This is a genomic window from Pseudarthrobacter sp. NS4 (genome assembly GCF_024758005.1).
Lineage (GTDB): Bacteria > Actinomycetota > Actinomycetes > Actinomycetales > Micrococcaceae > Arthrobacter.
On record NZ_CP103288.1, the window covers coordinates 1,478,565 to 1,494,893 of the forward strand.

General features: G+C 66.6%; 15 protein-coding genes. 12 read left to right on the plus strand and 3 right to left on the minus strand.

Going from position 1 to position 16,329, the window contains the following annotated elements:
• Positions 1-30: 30 nt before the first annotated feature.
• From NXY83_RS06895 to NXY83_RS06920, 6 genes are all read left to right on the plus strand, one after another.
• Positions 31-816, plus strand: a complete 786-nt coding sequence (locus NXY83_RS06895; protein WP_258805344.1) for a PP2C family protein-serine/threonine phosphatase — start codon at positions 31-33, stop codon at positions 814-816.
• 328 nt (positions 817-1,144) lie between these two features.
• Positions 1,145-1,582: a hypothetical protein gene (locus NXY83_RS06900; protein ID WP_258805345.1), complete on the plus strand. Its 438-nt coding sequence runs from the start codon at positions 1,145-1,147 to the stop codon at positions 1,580-1,582.
• Positions 1,583-1,606: 24 nt separating this feature from the next.
• Positions 1,607-3,883, plus strand: coding sequence for an NAD-dependent DNA ligase LigA (gene ligA / locus NXY83_RS06905; RefSeq protein ID WP_258805346.1), 2,277 nt, complete (start codon positions 1,607-1,609; stop codon positions 3,881-3,883).
• On the plus strand, positions 3,880-4,719 hold the full coding sequence (locus NXY83_RS06910; RefSeq protein WP_258805347.1) for an inositol monophosphatase family protein: 840 nt from the start codon (positions 3,880-3,882) through the stop codon (positions 4,717-4,719). The genes ligA and NXY83_RS06910 overlap by 4 nt, the downstream gene beginning before the upstream one ends.
• Positions 4,720-4,827: 108 nt before the next feature.
• Complete coding sequence (locus NXY83_RS06915; protein WP_258805348.1) at positions 4,828-5,331, plus strand: GNAT family N-acetyltransferase; 504 nt, start codon at positions 4,828-4,830, stop codon at positions 5,329-5,331.
• Positions 5,332-5,377: 46 nt separating this feature from the next.
• On the plus strand, positions 5,378-5,761 hold the full coding sequence (locus tag NXY83_RS06920) for a RidA family protein (protein ID WP_258805349.1): 384 nt from the start codon (positions 5,378-5,380) through the stop codon (positions 5,759-5,761).
• Between the two features lie 4 nt (positions 5,762-5,765).
• Here the strand turns inward: NXY83_RS06920 and NXY83_RS06925 are convergent, their stop codons facing one another.
• The gene (locus NXY83_RS06925; protein WP_258805350.1) at positions 5,766-6,428 is read right to left on the minus strand and encodes a response regulator; all 663 of its coding nucleotides are present in this window, start codon (positions 6,426-6,428) and stop codon (positions 5,766-5,768) included.
• The gene (locus NXY83_RS06930) at positions 6,421-8,142 is read right to left on the minus strand and encodes a sensor histidine kinase (protein WP_258805351.1); all 1,722 of its coding nucleotides are present in this window, start codon (positions 8,140-8,142) and stop codon (positions 6,421-6,423) included. The genes NXY83_RS06925 and NXY83_RS06930 overlap by 8 nt, the downstream gene beginning before the upstream one ends.
• 209 nt (positions 8,143-8,351) lie before the next feature.
• Between NXY83_RS06930 and NXY83_RS06935 the strand changes: the two genes are divergently transcribed.
• The 5 genes from NXY83_RS06935 (at position 8,352) to NXY83_RS06955 (ending at position 14,178) form a co-directional block, all read left to right on the plus strand.
• The gene (locus NXY83_RS06935; RefSeq protein ID WP_258805352.1) at positions 8,352-9,821 is read left to right on the plus strand and encodes a CitMHS family transporter; all 1,470 of its coding nucleotides are present in this window, start codon (positions 8,352-8,354) and stop codon (positions 9,819-9,821) included.
• A 148-nt stretch (positions 9,822-9,969) separates the two neighbouring features.
• Positions 9,970-10,266: an Asp-tRNA(Asn)/Glu-tRNA(Gln) amidotransferase subunit GatC gene (gene gatC, locus NXY83_RS06940; protein ID WP_258805353.1), complete on the plus strand. Its 297-nt coding sequence runs from the start codon at positions 9,970-9,972 to the stop codon at positions 10,264-10,266.
• Positions 10,267-10,269: 3 nt separating this feature from the next.
• Complete coding sequence (gene gatA / locus NXY83_RS06945) at positions 10,270-11,850, plus strand: Asp-tRNA(Asn)/Glu-tRNA(Gln) amidotransferase subunit GatA (protein ID WP_258805354.1); 1,581 nt, start codon at positions 10,270-10,272, stop codon at positions 11,848-11,850.
• Positions 11,850-13,358: an Asp-tRNA(Asn)/Glu-tRNA(Gln) amidotransferase subunit GatB gene (gene gatB, locus NXY83_RS06950; RefSeq protein WP_258805355.1), complete on the plus strand. Its 1,509-nt coding sequence runs from the start codon at positions 11,850-11,852 to the stop codon at positions 13,356-13,358. The genes gatA and gatB overlap by 1 nt, the downstream gene beginning before the upstream one ends.
• A gap of 202 nt (positions 13,359-13,560) precedes the next feature.
• Positions 13,561-14,178 carry a DUF5666 domain-containing protein gene (locus NXY83_RS06955; protein WP_258805356.1) on the plus strand — a complete coding sequence of 206 codons (618 nt, stop codon included), beginning with the start codon at positions 13,561-13,563 and terminating at the stop codon, positions 14,176-14,178.
• A gap of 54 nt (positions 14,179-14,232) precedes the next feature.
• Here NXY83_RS06955 and NXY83_RS06960 read toward each other — a convergent pair whose 3' ends face one another.
• Positions 14,233-15,144, minus strand: a complete 912-nt coding sequence (locus NXY83_RS06960; protein WP_258805357.1) for a LysR family transcriptional regulator — start codon at positions 15,142-15,144, stop codon at positions 14,233-14,235.
• A gap of 133 nt (positions 15,145-15,277) precedes the next feature.
• On the opposite strand from NXY83_RS06960, the gene tdh reads away from it, so the two are divergent.
• Complete coding sequence (gene tdh / locus NXY83_RS06965) at positions 15,278-16,324, plus strand: L-threonine 3-dehydrogenase (protein ID WP_258805358.1); 1,047 nt, start codon at positions 15,278-15,280, stop codon at positions 16,322-16,324.
• Positions 16,325-16,329: the final 5 nt, after the last annotated feature.

Consider the following 16,329-nt stretch of genomic DNA (forward strand, 5'->3'; position numbering starts at 1 on the left):
CGAGACTGAACCTCCTACCTAGGGACACGCATGAATCACCCAACGGCCAGTCTTTCCGCCGCATCCCGGCCGGGCCTCATCCTTACCAGCGGTCATGGGACCGACCGGGGACTGCGCCGGGAGCTGAACGAGGATTCCTTCATTGCCACGGACCCCGTCTTCGCCGTTGCTGACGGGATGGGCGGCCACGAGGCAGGTGAGGTTGCCAGCTCCCTCTGCGTTCAAGCCCTGAGGGCTATCCCCCAGGTGGCCACAGGTGAGCGGAGTGTCACCGCCTCCCTTCTTCAGCAGTATTTGGTGCGCGCTGACAGCTCCATTCGTGCGGCAATTGGCGCAGTTGCGGGGACTACCCTCACCGGAGCGGCCATCATGGAACAGCTGGGTGTGCCGTACTGGCTGGTAATGAACATCGGCGACTCCCGCACCTATCGGCTTAGCGGTGGCTGCCTCGAGCAGATCACGGTAGACCACTCCGAGGTCCAGGAACTCGTGGATGCGGGTGAAATTACTCCAGAGCAGGCCACCACTCACCCGAGGCGTCATGTCGTGACCCGTGCGCTTGGCACCGGAGACGAGACCGAGGCGGATTACTGGCTTCTGCCGATCGAGGAAGACGACCGGATCCTCGTCTGTTCGGACGGGCTCACCGGCGAACTTTCGGACGACGAGATATTCAGGATCATCAGCACAGTGCACCATCCCCAAGATGCCGTGGATTCCCTCATCCAAGCGGCGCTGCGCAGCGGCGGAAGGGACAATATCACTGCGATTGTGGTCGATGCCCGGTTCCCCCCGGCCGCTGCAGCGACCTCCTGAGACAACAACAAGGCCTGAACTATTTGTAGCCGGAGGGCCACATTCGATGGATTTGCCGCCCTCGGACGTGTTGTAGAAGACTACCGGGGACACCAGAAAGCCGCGGCGGGGGGACTGCGCGCATCGAAAGGTAGCAATGACTCCGTCCCCACGGGTTCTCCGAGTTGTCTCGACGACGGCATCAGCAGCGGTTCTGGCGATTTCCGTTGGACTCTTTCCGGGCGGGCCCGCAGCCGCTGATTCTTCGGAACCCTCAGCCGGCACCACAACATCCACGCAGGCTCCTGCCGGATGCCAGCTTCTGTGCCTGCCCGTCCTCGGGGAAGAGATGCCACCTCCGGAGACGGAGCGGCCGCGGAAGGCGAAGGAACCGGCAGCCCCGCCCGGCCAGCCTTCAGCACGGGCACCGGAGGCCCCCAATCAGCCCGCGGCGCCTGATGCGCCTCCGGCCGTAACTGTTCCCGCTCCAGCCGCCCCTGCCGCGGCTACAGTGCCGGAAAAGGCCGATTCCAACCAGGCGGCCCCGGAGACCACCGCACCGGCCCCCGGCACTCCGCCGTCGAACGGGACTGCCGCCGGCGCATCCAACTGGACCACTCCCGTTACCAGGTCCGCCAAAGCCACGCAGGTGGCCGCCGTTACCCAGGTTGGTGGTCCCCGCTCGGATAATCCAGCGCCCCTGCCGATCATCGCCGGCGTCCTGCTGCTGGGAGCGGCGGGCGTCGCCTTCGCCTGGTGGGGCAGGAACCGCCTCCGGGCACACTGACTGCCCGTAAGGCAAGATAGGTCTGTGAGTACAGGACCAGGCCCCGCAGAAAAGACAGCCACCCGGACCACCGAACCCAACGGTCCGGACGCCACCCCTTCAGAATCCATCCGCGAGGAATACGAGAACCTGGCGGACCTGGTCAGGAAGTACCGGTTCGCGTACTACCAGGAAGACGCACCCCTGGTCCCGGACGCCGAATTCGACGAACTCTTCCGCCGCCTTGAAGAGATCGAGGCGCTCCACCCGGAACTTGTGTCCAACGATTCACCCACCCAGGAGGTGGGCGGGGAAGTCTCGGCTGCCTTCGCGGCGGTGGAACACCTGCAGCGCATGTACAGCCTCGAGGATGTCTTTTCCCTCGACGAACTGGAAGCCTGGCTGAACAGGGCAGAGGCAAGCATCGAAAAAATCGGTGACGGCTCGGCCAAAGCCGCCTGGCTCACCGAGCTCAAGATTGACGGCCTGGCAGTCAACCTGTTGTACCGGGATGGAAAGCTGGTGCGTGCTGCCACGCGCGGCGACGGAACCACGGGCGAGGACATCACCCACAACGTGCTCACCATCAAGGAGATCCCGCAGCAACTGAGCGGCGGCGGCTTCCCCTCGGAAATGGAAGTACGGGGTGAGGTCTTTATCCCCTCCAAGGCATTCGCCGAATTCAATGAAGCACTTATCGAAGCCGGCAAGGCGCCGCTGGCCAACCCGCGGAACGCGGCAGCGGGTTCCCTCCGGCAGAAGGATCCGGCCGAGACGGCCAAGCGGCCGTTGAAGATGTTCGTGCACGGCATCGGCGCCCGGGAGGGGCTTGAGGCGCGGAGCCAGTCTGAAACCTACGCGCTGCTCAAGGGATGGGGCCTTCCCGTCAGCCCGTATTTTGAGGTGCTGGAACGCCGGGAAGACGTCCTGGCCTTCATCAAGCGGTACGGCGAACAGCGCCACAAACTGCTCCACGAAATCGACGGCATCGTGATCAAGGTGGACGACTTCGCCACCCAGCGCGCCCTCGGCTACACAACCCGGGTACCGCGCTGGGCCGTCGCCTACAAGTACCCGCCGGAGGAGGTGCACACCAAGCTGCTGGACATCCTGGTCAACGTTGGCCGGACCGGCCGCGTTACGCCGTTCGGGATGATGGAACCGGTCAAGGTAGCCGGCTCCACCGTGGAAATGGCAACACTGCACAACCAGGACGTGGTCAAAGCCAAGGGCGTGAAGATCGGCGACATCGTCATCCTGCGCAAGGCCGGCGACGTCATCCCCGAAATCGTAGGCCCGGTCCTGGCACTGCGCGACCAGCAGGATCCGCCCGTCCGGGACTTCGTTATGCCCACCGAATGCCCCTCCTGCGGGACACCGCTGGCCCCCGCCAAGGAAGGGGATGTGGACATCCGGTGCCCCAACGCAAAGTCCTGCCCTTCGCAGCTCCGCGAGCGCGTGTTCCACCTCGCCGGCCGGGGCGCCTTCGACATCGAGGCCCTGGGCTGGGAAGCCGCCATCGCGTTGACCCAGCCGGCCGAGCCGGAAGTTCCGCCGCTCACTTCTGAAGCAGGCCTCTTCGACCTGACCCCTGATGCGCTGGCCGGTGTGAGGATCCGGCGCGAGAAGCGGTCCAAGGGTGTGGGAACGGGTGAATACGAGCTGGTGCCCTACTTCTACAGCAAGGGCATGGCAAAGTCGCCGTCGAAGCCTACTGCCACCACGGAAAAGCTGTTCAAGGAGCTGGAAAAGGCGAAGACCCAGCCGCTGTGGCGCGTCCTGGTGGCGCTGTCCATCCGGCACGTGGGCCCGCGGGCTTCCCGGGCGCTTGCGCAGGCCTTCGGCACCATGGACGCCATCCGGGCAGCCTCCGAGGAGGAACTCGCCCATGTTGATGGCGTGGGACCCACCATCGCCGCTGCACTCAAGGAATGGTTCGCGGAGGACTGGCACCGGGACATCGTCGACCGCTGGGCAGCGGCCGGCGTCCGGATGGAGGACGAACGCGACGAATCCATGCCGCGGACCCTGGAGGGGTTCACGGTGGTGGTCACCGGCTCGCTGCCCAACTTCAGCCGGGACGAAGCGAAGGAAGCCATCCTGGCCCGGGGCGGGAAGGCTGCGGGTTCGGTCTCAAAGAACACCAGCTACGTGGTGGCCGGCGAGAGCGCCGGCACCAAGTTGGACAAGGCCGAACAGCTGGGCATTCCCGTGCTGGATGAGGACGGCTTCCGGCAGTTGCTCGCGGGTGGTCCGGAAGCGCTGGCGGACGGGACAACGGGCAGGACTGAGGAAGCTGACACAGTGGAGGAAAGCGCATGACCGGCGCCGGGGCGTTTTCAGGCACGGGGGCTGCTGCAGACGAGCTTCTTGCTATCGCAAAGGACGCTGCCGCGGCAGGAGCGCGGGTCCTCGCCACGAGAAACGGCGACACGCTGGACGTCAGCAACAAAGGCGAGGCCGGCGACTGGGTCACCGCCTTTGATGTCGCCGCCGAGAACGCGGTGCGCGGGGTCATTGCAGCGGCCCGCCCTAACGACAGCATCACCGGCGAGGAACACGGCACCACCCGGCCGGAGGCCCCCACCGGGTACCGGTGGTCCATCGATCCGCTGGACGGCACCACCAACTTCATCCGGAACATCGTTTACTACGGCACCTCGGTGGCAGTGGCCGATGCCGACGGCGTCTGGCTGGCCGGCGTCGTCAACGCCCCTGCGCTGGGCCGCGTCTACTACGCTGCCCGCGGCCAAGGTGCCTGGCTGGAGGAAAACGGCGCCCTGACCCGGCTTGAGGGGCCGGTCCTGGGGCGCAAGGGCCGGATCCTTGCCACCGGATTCAACTACGACCCCCAGGTCCGTTCAGAGCAGGCAGCGCAATTCGTCGAACTGATGGAGGGCTTCGCTGACGTCCGTCGCCTGGGCTCCGCTGCCCTGGACCTGTGCCTGGTGGCGGACGGCACGCACGACGCGTTCGGCGAGCGGGGGCTCAACGAGCACGACTTCTCGGCAGGGGCATTGATTGCCGAGGAAGCCGGCTGCTGGGTCCGCCGGCCCCGGCTGACCAGCCCGCTTGACGGCGGCCCGACCGACCAGGAACGGCTGGAGGCCTGGACCTGCGCAGGGAGCCTTGAGCTGTCCGGCAAATTCCCGCTCTGAGGGCGGCGCGGTTGGGCCCGGGGAGGCGGGCCGTTCCGGGGTGATAGTTCAATCACGGAAAGCACGATTTTGCGCGCGGTTACTGGCTGGTACCACTACCATTGACGGGTGCATCCGCAGATAACTGTCCGTCCCGCCGTCGAATCCGACTTCGACGCCGTTGCCCGCATCACCAGGAATTCCTACCTGGCTGCCGGGTACTTTGACGACGCCGACCACCCCTATATGCGCAAGGTCCAGGACGTGGCGCTCCGGGCCGGCCAGGCCACCGTCTGGGTGGCCGAGCGGGCAGGGCAGGTGGTTGGTTCGGTCACGCTTGCCCGGGCCGGGGAACCTTACGCGGACATCGCCCTTGACGATGAGCTCGAGTTCCGGATGCTGGTGGTGGACCCGGCCGTGCAGCGCAGCGGGGCGGGAAAGGCCATGATGGCGGCGATCCTTGAACATGCCAAGGAATTGGACGGGATCAAGGCTGTGTCGCTGACTACCGGGAGCACCTGGGAAAGTGCCCGCAGCCTGTACTACAAAACCGGCTTCGCCAGGGCCCCGGAAAGGGACTGGTTCGTGCCCGGGACTGACATAAAACTGCTGGTTTACCGGCGGGATCTGTAGCCGCCCTAAAGTGGTGCCGACCCGCTCCAGCTTTGAAAGGCCCACCATGCGCAAAACCTTCGGCACCGGCTCCATCTGGGAACAGACCCTCGGCTACTCCCGCGCCGTCCAGGTGGACAACACGCTCTACATCTCGGCCACCGCAGCAAGCGGCGGGGACGGCGTCGTGGGCGACGATTTCTACAGCCAGACCCAGTACATCCTGCAGAAACTCGGCAAGGTCCTGGCTGACGCCGGCTTCGGGCTGGAGGACGTGGTCCAGTCCAAGCTGTACCTGACGGACATCAGCCAGTGGGAAGAAGCCGGCCGCGCCCACGGCGAAGTCTTCGGCGACATCCGCCCCACCCTGTCGCTGGTGCACGTCCTGCCGTTCCTGGACCCGAAGATGCTCGTCGAAATCGAACTCGTGGCGCAGAAGAGCGCCGGCTGACCTATCAACCCGTGGGCAGGCCGTAGCGGTGCTCCGGCCTGCCAGTGGTCCCGTAGCGCAGCTGGATGTCGACGGCGCCGTCGTCCGCGAGCGAGGACAGGTACCGCTGCGCCGTCGCCCGGGACACGCCCACCCGGCCCGCTACCTCTGCCGCCGAATACTGCTCGCCGGGAACCAGCGATTCCAGCACCGCGGCTTCCGTCGCCGACCGAGGCCTGGCCGACGGCGTGGCATCGCCCGGGATCAGCGAACGTTTGGCCCGCTCCACCGAGTCCTGGTCCAGCGCGCCGGGCTGGGCCAGGAGGCGCCGGTACCGGGCATAGGACCGCAGCTGCTGTGAGAGTGCGTCCGCCGTGAACGGCTTCAGCAGGTATCCCAGGGCGCCGCGGCGGAAAGCCAGCCGCACAGACGCCGCATCCGAGGCCGCACTGAGGATGATGGTGTCCACGTCCAGCTGCTGCAAAAGGTCCAGGCCCGAGGCGTCCGGCAGGTACACATCCAGCAGCACCAGGTCAGGCCGCAGGCTGTGGATGGCCTGCAGCGCCAGCGAGGCGGTGCCCACCGGCGCGAGCGCCAGGAACCCCGCCACCGAGTCCACGTAGGCGGCGTGGAGCTTGGCCACGTGGAAGTCGTCGTCCACGATCAGGACCCGAAAATCCTCAGCCATCGTTGTCCTTTCGAATCGTCCCCGGCGTCTTGGCGGCGGAGCTTCCCGCCGTGGTGTGTGGCAATGTGGCCATAAAAACTGCGCCGGGCCCGCCCCTGGTGCCGGGAGCCAGCACCTTGACGTCACCGCCGCGGCGCCGTGCCAGCTGGCGGGCCAGTGCGAGTCCGAAGCCCTGACCTCCGCCGGCGCGCACGGGCCCGGTGGCGGTGGTGAACCCTTCGGCGAAGACAGCCTCCGCATCCGTTCCGTCAGCCAGCCCGTCACCCGAGTCCGCGACCACCACGTGCAGGGTGCCGCCGTCGTCGCCCGGCTCATCCAGCACCTCCACTTCAACCCAGCGGTCAGCTGAGGTGCCGGCCACGGCGGCGTTGACGGCGTTGTCGATCAGGTTCCCCAGCACCGTGGTGACATCCTGGGCCTCGGTGACGTGGCCGCGGACCAGTGTCTCCGGCCCGACCCGCAGGGCGACGCCGCGTTCGTCGGCCTCCACGCCCTTGGCTCCGACGAAGGCCTGGAGGTACGGGTCCTGGAGGAGTTCGGCCTGGTCCACGGGAAACTTGAGCGGCCCGGTGGCAGCCAGTTGCGCCAGGTACTCCCGCGCCTGCTGGTGCTGCCCGATGCTCATGAACCCGGCCAGGGTATGCAGCTGGTTCGCGAACTCGTGCCGCTGGGCGCGCAGCGCTGTTGACATGGTCCCCACGGCGTCCAACTGCCTGGTGAGCTCCTGCAGTTCAGTCCTGTCGCGGAGCATCACCACCCAGCCCAGGTCTTCCCGCCGGTGCAGCGCCTTGCGTGCGTTGGCCACCAGCACCCGACCGCCCGCCACGATCTCCAGGGCGCCCGTGCCGGCGTGCCCGGGTCTGGTGAGGGACTTCAGCTGGTCCGGCACCGGGGCGTCCTCCCAACGCGTTCCCGCCAGGTCAGGCAGGCTGAGCAGTCGCTGTGCCGCTGCGTTGAAGACCGTGATCCGGCCGTCGGCCGATATGCCGACGACGCCGTCGTCCACGCCCTGGAGCACCGCCACCTGGTCGTGGACCAGCGTGCTGATCTCCTCCGGCTCCAGTCCCAGGGTGAGCCGCTGCAGCCGGCGGCGCAGCAGGAAAGATCCCAGCACCCCGGCCAGCAGGGCGCCCGCGGCCGTCACTGCCACCGGCCCGATATCGCGCGCCACGCTCTGGGCGACGGTTTCCATCGAGTAGCCCACGCTGACCTCGCCCACCACGGTGGTGCTGCCCGGGGCGTAGACGGGCACCTTTGCCCCGGCGGAGGGGCCAAGAGTTCCGGTATTGCGGGTGGTGACCTCCCGCCCGGCCAGCGCCTCCGACGGGTCAGTACTCACCTTTTCGCCGAGCCGCTGCGGATCCGGATGTGCCAGCCGGAGGCCCGTTTCGTCCGTGATCACCACGAACAGCGCGCCGGTCCGCGACCGTGCAGCCTCGGCTTCCTGCATCAGGGGGCCGGCCGCGAGTTCGGACTGCGGGGGAGTGCCTTCCTCTTCGCTGATGGCCAGCACGTCCGCGCGCACGGACGGGTCCGAGGCCACGGTCCGGGCCAGGGTCAGCGCCTGGTTCTCCGCCTCGCTGCCCACCCTGTCATAGGTAAGCCAGGCGTGGACGGCCGCGCTGAGCAGGACCACCAGCAGCACCACGGCCAGCTGCAGCAGGAGTGTCTGGGTGGAGAACCGCAACGGCGGGCGGCGCGCGGAACGCTGCATGGTCCTCCTTGACGTGTTCGGCGGCTGCGGGCGCGGCCCGCAGCAGTTGCTTTCAGCAAAATTGGGCGGGTGAGCACAATGAGCAAAATGCTCCCAATAAGCAGTATGCCAATCAATTGAGCCAAAGGCACGGCCGTGACGGCCGCCACCCTACAGTCTGTAGCACGCGTCACACCGCTGTGCCGCTGTTCACAAAGAAGGAGCCGGCCGTGCTGGTATTACTTGGATTCGCAATGATCGCGGTATTCATGGTGCTGATCATGACGAAGAAGTTGACGCCAGTGCTGGCGTTGATCATCGTCCCCACCGTTTTCGGACTTTTCGCCGGTGCCGGCCTCGGCATCGGTGACATGGTCCTGGACTCCATGAAGTCCATGACCTCCACCGCAGCCCTGCTGATGTTCGCCATCATCTACTTCGGCTTGATGATCGACGTCGGGCTGTTTGACCCGCTGGTGCGCTTCATCCTGCGCAAGCTGGGCAACGACCCCGCCAAGGTGGTCCTGGGCACCGCCCTGCTCGCTGCCGCCGTATCCCTCGACGGCGACGGCTCCACCACCTTCATCCTCACCACCGCGGCCATGCTGCCGATCTACCTCCGGCTGAAGATGAGCCCCGTGGTCCTTACCTGCGTGGCCGGCCTGGCCAACGGCACCATGAACATCGTCCCCTGGGGCGGCCCCACGGCCCGCGCCGCAACCGCCCTGAAGATCGACGTGAATGACGTCTTCGTTCCGATGCTCCCGTCGCTGATCGCCGGCGTCGCCGTCGTCTTCGCCTTCGCCTGGCTCCTCGGCCTGCAGGAGCGCAATCGCCTCCGCGCCACTGCCCCTGAGATCTGGGGTGTGCCGGACACCGCTGAAGCGTTCGACGGCGGCGCTGCCGCCGGCGTTGCCGGCGGCACCGGAACCGGCCGCGGACGCAAGGGGGCCAACCCCGGCGGAGCAGCCCCCGCCGTCGGCGGATCAGGCGTTGCCGTGCTCGAACGTACCGAACCCCTGGTGGACGAGGACGATTCAGCGATGGCTGGCACCGCCCTGGACCCCAACCGCAGCACCCTGCGCCCCAAGCTGTTCTGGTTCAACCTGGGCCTCACCGTGGCAGTCATGGGCATGCTCATCGCCGATCTCGTGCCCCTGCCGTACGTCTTTATGGTGGGCTCCGCGATCGCCCTGCTGGTGAACTTCCCCAACGTCAAGGACCAGGGCACCCAGCTCGTGGCCCACGCAGGGTCGATCGTCGCCGTGGTCAGCATGGTCATGGCTGCTGCAGTCCTGACCGGCGTCCTCACCGGCACCGGCATGGTGGAAGCGATGTCAGCGTGGCTGGTACAGATCATTCCCGCCTCCATGGGCCCGTTCCTGGCCGTCATCACCGGCGTCCTGAGCATCCCCATGACGTTCTTCATGAGCAACGATGCCTTCTACTTTGGCGTCCTGCCGGTCCTCAGCGAGACCGCCGCCCACTACGGAATCAGTGCGGCCGAGATGGCCCGGGCCTCCATCACCGGCCAGCCGTTCCACATGCAGAGCCCGCTGGTTCCCGCCATCCTGCTCCTGGTGTCGCTGGCCAAGGTCGATCTCGGCGACCACCACAAGAAAGTCCTGTGGCGCAGCGCCGTAGTATCCCTGGTCATGCTGGGAATTGGCATGCTGACCGGAGCCATCGGGATCGGTTAGTCTGTAGCTGCCGGCGGTGCTGCCCCCTGTGGGCGGCAGCCCGGCATGAAGGTGCCCGTCTGACGCCCGCTGGGGGCCGTCAGACGGGCATCATCGTTTCCCCACTAGAATGGATCGGAAATCAATTCAAACTTTGCAGGGGAGATCCATGGCTGCGATCAACCGTGACGACGTTGCGCATCTCGCGCGGCTCGCTCACATCGAGATGAGTGCCCAAGAGCTGGACAGGATGGCCGGAGAACTGGCCGTCATCGTTGATGCGGTCAAATCCGTCAGTCAGGCCGCCGGTGATGATGTCCCGGCAACGTCCCACCCCATTCCGCTGACCAACGTGTTCCGCGAGGACGTTGTGGGACACACCTTTACTGCGGAACAGGCACTCTCCGGTGCCCCCGATTCCGACGAAAACCGTTTCAAGGTCCCGGCAATCCTGGATGAGGCATAACCCATGACTGACTCAAACGAACTCATCCGCCTGTCCGCGGCGCAGCTGGCCGAAAAGCTGGCTGCAGGCGAGGTCACCTCCGTCGAGGTCACCCAGGCGTACCTGGACCGGATCGCCGAAGTGGACGGCGGCGAACGCGGCGTGAACGCGTTCCTGCACATCAACGCGGAGGAAGCCCTCGCGGTCGCCGCCGAAGTCGATGCCATCCGCGCCGCCGGCGGCGCCGGGGCGGAGGCCCTGCACGTCCTGGCCGGTGTCCCCATCGCGGTCAAGGACCTCATTGTCACGGTCGGCCAGCCCACCACGGCGGGATCCAGGATCCTCGAGGGCTGGCACAGCCCCTACGACGCCACAGTCGTGGAACGCCTGCGCGCGGCGAAGATGCCCATCCTGGGCAAGACCAACCTGGACGAGTTCGCCATGGGCTCCTCCACCGAGCACTCGGCCTACGGTCCCACCCGCAACCCCTGGGACCTGGACCGCATCCCCGGCGGTTCCGGTGGCGGCTCCGCTGCCGCCGTCGCCGCATTTGAAGCACCCCTGGCGCTGGGTACCGACACCGGCGGTTCCATCCGCCAGCCGGGTGCCGTCACCGGCACCGTCGGCGTGAAGCCCACGTACGGCAGCGTTTCCCGGTACGGTGCAATCGCCATGGCTTCCTCGCTGGACCAGATCGGCCCGGTTTCACGGACGGTCCTGGATTCCGCCCTCCTGCATGAGGTCATCGGCGGGCACGACCCCCGCGACTCCACCTCGCTGCCGGACCCGCTGGCAGACCTCGTGGCCGCAGCCAAGACCGGCAACGTCGAGGGCATGCGGATCGGCATCATCAAGGAACTCCACGGTGAGGGCTACCAGGCCGGCGTCGAAAACCGCTTCAATGACTCCCTGGCGCTGCTCGAGGAAGCCGGCGCGGAAATCGTTGAGGTCTCCTGCCCCAACTTCCAGTACGCACTGGGCGCCTACTACCTGATCATGCCCTCCGAGGCGTCCTCCAACCTCGCCAAGTTCGACGGCGTCCGGTACGGCCTGCGCGTCCTCCCCGAGGACGGACCCATGACCATCGAACGCGTCATGGGCGCCACCCGCGCCGCCGGCTTCGGCGACGAAGTCAAGCGCCGTATCATCCTGGGCACCTACGCCCTGAGCGCCGGTTACTACGATGCCTACTACGGATCGGCACAGAAGGTCCGAACCCTCGTGCAGCGCGACTTCGACGCCGCCTTCACCGTCGCGGACGTCCTGATCTCACCCACGGCCCCCACCACCGCCTTCCGCCTCGGCGAAAAGCTGGACGACCCGCTGGCCATGTACCTCAACGACGTCGCCACCATCCCGGCCAACCTGGCCGGCGTCCCGGGCCTGTCCCTGCCCGGCGGCCTGGCGGACGAGGACGGACTGCCCGTTGGCATCCAGCTGCTCGCCCCCGCCCGTGAGGACGCACGGCTGTACCGGGTGGGCGCTGTCCTGGAATCGCTGCTTGAAGCGAAGTGGGGAGGCCCGCTGCTGCAGAGCGCACCGGACCTCGCCGCAGCGGTGGCGGAGCCTGCCCAGACCCTTGTTGGAAGCCAGGAGGCAAAATAATGAACACCGAGACAATCCTGAGCTTCGAAGAGGCCATGGAGAAGTACGATCCCGTCCTGGGGTTCGAGGTCCACGTGGAGCTCAACACCAAGACCAAGATGTTCTCCTCCGCGCCGAACGTTTTCGGTGACGAGCCCAACACCAACGTCAACGAAGTGGACCTCGGCATGCCCGGCGTCCTCCCGGTGGTGAACAGGACCGCCGTCGAATCCTCCATCAAGATCGGCCTGGCACTCAACTGCAAGATCGCAGAGAGCTGCCGGTTTGCCCGGAAGAACTACTTCTACCCGGACACCCCCAAGAACTTTCAGACGTCCCAGTACGACGAACCCATCGCGTACGACGGGTACCTGGACATCGAGCTGTCCGACGGCACCGTGTTCCGCGTGGAAATCGAGCGCGCCCACATGGAAGAGGACGCCGGAAAGCTGACCCACATGGGCGGGGCCACGGGCCGCATCCACGGCGCCGACTTCTCGCTGGTGGACTACAACCGCGCCGGTGTTCCGCTGGTGGAAATTGTCACGAAACCCATCGAAGGAGCCGGCTCCCGGGCGCCTGAACTGGCCAAGGCCTATGTGGCTGCGGTCCGTGAAATCGTGAAGAACCTTGGCGTGTCCGACGCCCGGATGGAACGCGGCAACGTGCGCTGCGACGCCAACGTTTCGCTCCGTCCGCACGGCCGTGAACGGTTCGGCATCCGCTCCGAAACCAAGAACGTGAACTCGCTGCGCGCCGTCGAGCACGCCGTCCGCTACGAGATCCAGCGCCACGCCGCCGTCCTGGACGCCGGCAACCCCGTGGTGCAGGAAACCCGCCACTGGCACGAGGACACCCGCACCACCACCTCGGGCCGTCCCAAGTCCGACGCCGACGACTACCGCTACTTCCCGGAGCCGGACCTGGTTCCCCTTGTCGCCTCGCGCGAATGGGTCGAGGAGCTCCGGGCCACCCTGCCCGAGCCGCCGGCCGCCCGCCGCAAGCGCCTGCAGGCCGACTGGGGCTACTCCGACCTGGAATTCCGCGACGTGGTGAATGCCGGCGTCATGGACGAGATCGAGGAAACCATCGCCGCCGGTGCGTCCGCCTCCGTGGCACGCAAATGGTGGATGGGCGAGATCGTGGGCCGCGCCAAGAACGCCGACGTGGACCCCGGCCAGCTCGGCGTCCGTCCCGCCACCATCGTGGAACTGTCGCGCATGGTGGAAGAGGGCAAGATCAACAACAAAATGGCTTCGGAGGTGCTGGACGGCGTACTCGCCGGCGAAGGCACCCCGGAGGAGATCGTCGAAAAGCGCGGCCTCGCCGTCGTATCCGACGACGGCCCCCTGCTGGAAGCCATCGACGCCGCCCTGGCCGCGCAGCCAGGCGTCGCCGACAAGATCCGCGGCGGCAAGGTACAGGCCGTCGGCGCCATCGTGGGCGGCGTCATGAAAGCCACCCGTGGCCAGGCCGACGCGGGGCGGGTCCGCGAGCTGATCCTGGAGAAGCTGGGCGTCACCGTCTAACCACCCCCCAACTGGGTAGCAGTTGATGTCGTTTTGAGCGGTCATAACGACATCTACTGCTACCCGGTTTTTGTTAAGTAGTACTCGCTTCCCGGCAGCCGCAGACTACTCGTGTGCGGCGCTGCCGCCCCGCTCTACACTGAAGCTCCAGGGCGCCGTTTCGCGGGAGAAGGGCCCTGCCGTTGCTGTGGGAGGTATGGAGATGCCGGTAAGGGAACCGCTGGGATTCCGCAAGGCCGCGCTCGGTGGAGCCGTGGCACTCGCGCTGACCGGGACCGGGGTGGCGTTCGCGTGGTCCGCCAGTGACTCGCTGCCGCCTGCTCCGTCGTCGTCAACGTCCGGGCCCGGAAAGTCCGGCAAGGCTCCTGGCCAGGCCAAATCCGGGCAGGACAAGCCTGACAAGTCACAGCGCCCCCAGCACCTGCACGGCGAGAGCGTGGTCAAAAAGGCCGACGGGACCTTCGAAACTGTGCTGGGCCAGCGGGGAACGGTCGAGTCCGTCAGCGACACCTCCATCACCGTCAGGAGCGACGACGGCTACACGCAGACGTACACGGTCAATGCCGAAACGAGGATCACCAGGATCCCTTCCGCGGCCGCGGACGGCGGCCCGGCAAGGGGCGACGACGGCAAGCGGCTTAAGCCGTCAGACGGAACCATCGCGGACATCGCCGCAGGGGAGGTTGTCCGGATCTCCGGGGTCAGGAACGGTGGCCAGGCCACGGCGGAGCGGATCGCAGAGGGTGCCGGAGATGCGCCGGGGCTTGGAATGGGACGGGGCAACGGCCAGGGCAAGGGGCATGGCAGCGGAAGCAAGTAGCAGCAGGTGCCGTTTTGGGCAATCAAAACGACACTTAGTGCTACCTGGTTGGGGTCAGCCCTGCTCCACAAGCCCCGCCATGATGTCCTGCAGCGCCTCGCACACGATCATGACCGAGCGGCGCTTCAGGTTCTCCGGCCGGGCAAGGAGGTCGATCCTCCGCCGGGTGCTGATGCCGGCAAGTGGCCTGAGCACGATGTCCGGGTTGAGGACCGGTCCGGCCGTGTACCGCGGCAGCAACCCCACCACCCCGCCGGCAGCCACCAGCGCCGCGACGGTGGAATAGTCGTTGATGCGGTGGACGATGTTCAGCTCGCGGCTGGACACGGCAGCGACGGCGGACAGTACATCGGCGGGGGAGTAGCCGGCGTGGCTGGTCACCCAGGCCTCACCGCCGACGTCGTCCGCTGTCACCGCCGGCTTTCCCGCCAGCCGGTGCCCGGCAGGCAGCGCCACATCCAGCGGTTCGTGGGCCAGCGGGATCACCGTCACCCGTTCCGCGGGCCACCGGGGACTGTGGTCCATCCGGTGCGCGAGGACCAGGTCATACCGCGCCGTCAGGGCCGGAAAGTCCTGCTGCGCCACGTCCTCGTCGGAAAGTTCGACACGCGGCTGCCCGGGGGCGTCCAGCACTTTGGCCAGTGGCGCGAAGACCGCCTGCCCGGCACTGTGGAAGCCGCTGAGCGTCACCCTGCCGGCAGCCGATCCGTGATAGACCCCGATCGCACTCCTGGCATCGGCCATGGCGCTGACGACGGCGGCACCCGCGTCCGCCAGCACCTGCCCTGCCTCGGTAAGCACCAGGTTCCGGCCCTCCTTGCGGGTGAGTGGCACGTCCACGGTGCGCTGCAGAAGTGCCAAGTGCTGGGACACGGCCGACGGGGTGACCATAAGCGTGTCGGCCACCGCTTTGACGCTGCCCAAAGCGCCAAGTTCACGCAGGATTTCGAGCTGGTGGATCTCCATCCAGCCAGTCTACGCATTAGCTGTAACTACATCGTCGATTGAGAAATTTGCTGTTGTGCTAAAGCTTCTTCCCCGCTCTAATGAGGAGGGCAGCGTCCTGCAGAAGAAGCCGCGACAAGGAGTAAGGAAGCGAATGAAGGCTCTGTACAAGGCCGGCCCACAGGCCGGTTTCGAGCTGGTGGACCGCCCGGAGCCCGCAGCAGGTCCGGCCGACGTGAAAATCCGCGTCATGACCACCGGGATTTGCGGCACCGACCTTCACATCCAGTCCTGGGACTCCTGGGCACAGGGCATCATCGAGGCACCACTGATCGCCGGGCACGAGTTCTACGGTGAAGTGGTGGAAACAGGCGGGGACGTCCGGGACGTCAAGGTAGGGGACCGGGTATCCGGCGAAGGCCACGTGGTGTGCGGAATCTGCCGGAACTGCCGTGCGGGGCGCCGCCAGATGTGCATCCACACGGTCAGCGTGGGCGTGCAGCGCGATGGTGCATTTGCCGAATACGTGGTCATCCCGGAAACCAACGTGTGGGTTCACCACGACCCGTCGGTGACCCCTGAGCTGGGCGCCATCTTCGATCCGTTCGGCAATGCGGTGCACACGGCTTTGAGCTTCCCGCTGGTGGGTGAGGACGTCCTGATCACAGGCGCCGGACCCATCGGACTGATGGCCATCGCCGTCGCCCGGCACGCCGGTGCCCGCAAGATCGCGATCACGGATGTCTCCCGTCCGCGGCTGGAGCTGGCCCGCCAGCTCGGCGCCGACATTGCCATCGACGTCTCCACCACGCGCGTCCGGGACGCCCAACGCGAACTGGGCATGCGGGAAGGCTTTGACATCGGCATGGAAATGTCCGGCCACCCGTCCGCCCTGCCGGAGATGATTGACAACATGAACCACGGCGGCCGGATTGCCATGCTGGGCCTGCCCAGCCAGGACATCACCATCGACTGGGGCAAAGTGGTCACCCACATGCTCACGCTCAAAGGCATCTATGGCCGCGAGATGTACGAAACCTGGTATGCCATGAGTGCGATGCTCTCCTCAAACCCGGTGCTTCACGCGGCTGTCTCCGCCGTGGTCACCGATACGCTCCCCGCCATGGAGTGGGAGAAGGGCTTTGACATTGCCCGCAGCGGCACGGGCGGCAAAGTTGTCCTCGACTGGACCCAACTCTAAGGAAC

Excerpts from the sequence above, each read along its gene's own strand:
- NXY83_RS06895 (WP_258805344.1), top strand. The coding sequence starts at position 31 with ATGAATCACCCAACGGCCAGTCTTTCCGCCGCATCCCGGCCGGGCCTC.
- NXY83_RS06900 (WP_258805345.1), top strand. The coding sequence starts at position 1,145 with ATGCCACCTCCGGAGACGGAGCGGCCGCGGAAGGCGAAGGAACCGGCA.
- NXY83_RS06910 (WP_258805347.1), top strand. The coding sequence starts at position 3,880 with ATGACCGGCGCCGGGGCGTTTTCAGGCACGGGGGCTGCTGCAGACGAG.
- NXY83_RS06920 (WP_258805349.1), top strand. The coding sequence starts at position 5,378 with ATGCGCAAAACCTTCGGCACCGGCTCCATCTGGGAACAGACCCTCGGC.
- NXY83_RS06925 (WP_258805350.1), bottom strand. The coding sequence starts at position 6,428 with ATGGCTGAGGATTTTCGGGTCCTGATCGTGGACGACGACTTCCACGTG.
- NXY83_RS06930 (WP_258805351.1), bottom strand. The coding sequence starts at position 8,142 with ATGCAGCGTTCCGCGCGCCGCCCGCCGTTGCGGTTCTCCACCCAGACA.
- gatC (WP_258805353.1), top strand. The coding sequence starts at position 9,970 with ATGGCTGCGATCAACCGTGACGACGTTGCGCATCTCGCGCGGCTCGCT.
- gatA (WP_258805354.1), top strand. The coding sequence starts at position 10,270 with ATGACTGACTCAAACGAACTCATCCGCCTGTCCGCGGCGCAGCTGGCC.
- gatB (WP_258805355.1), top strand. The coding sequence starts at position 11,850 with ATGAACACCGAGACAATCCTGAGCTTCGAAGAGGCCATGGAGAAGTAC.
- NXY83_RS06955 (WP_258805356.1), top strand. The coding sequence starts at position 13,561 with ATGCCGGTAAGGGAACCGCTGGGATTCCGCAAGGCCGCGCTCGGTGGA.
- NXY83_RS06960 (WP_258805357.1), bottom strand. The coding sequence starts at position 15,144 with ATGGAGATCCACCAGCTCGAAATCCTGCGTGAACTTGGCGCTTTGGGC.
- tdh (WP_258805358.1), top strand. The coding sequence starts at position 15,278 with ATGAAGGCTCTGTACAAGGCCGGCCCACAGGCCGGTTTCGAGCTGGTG.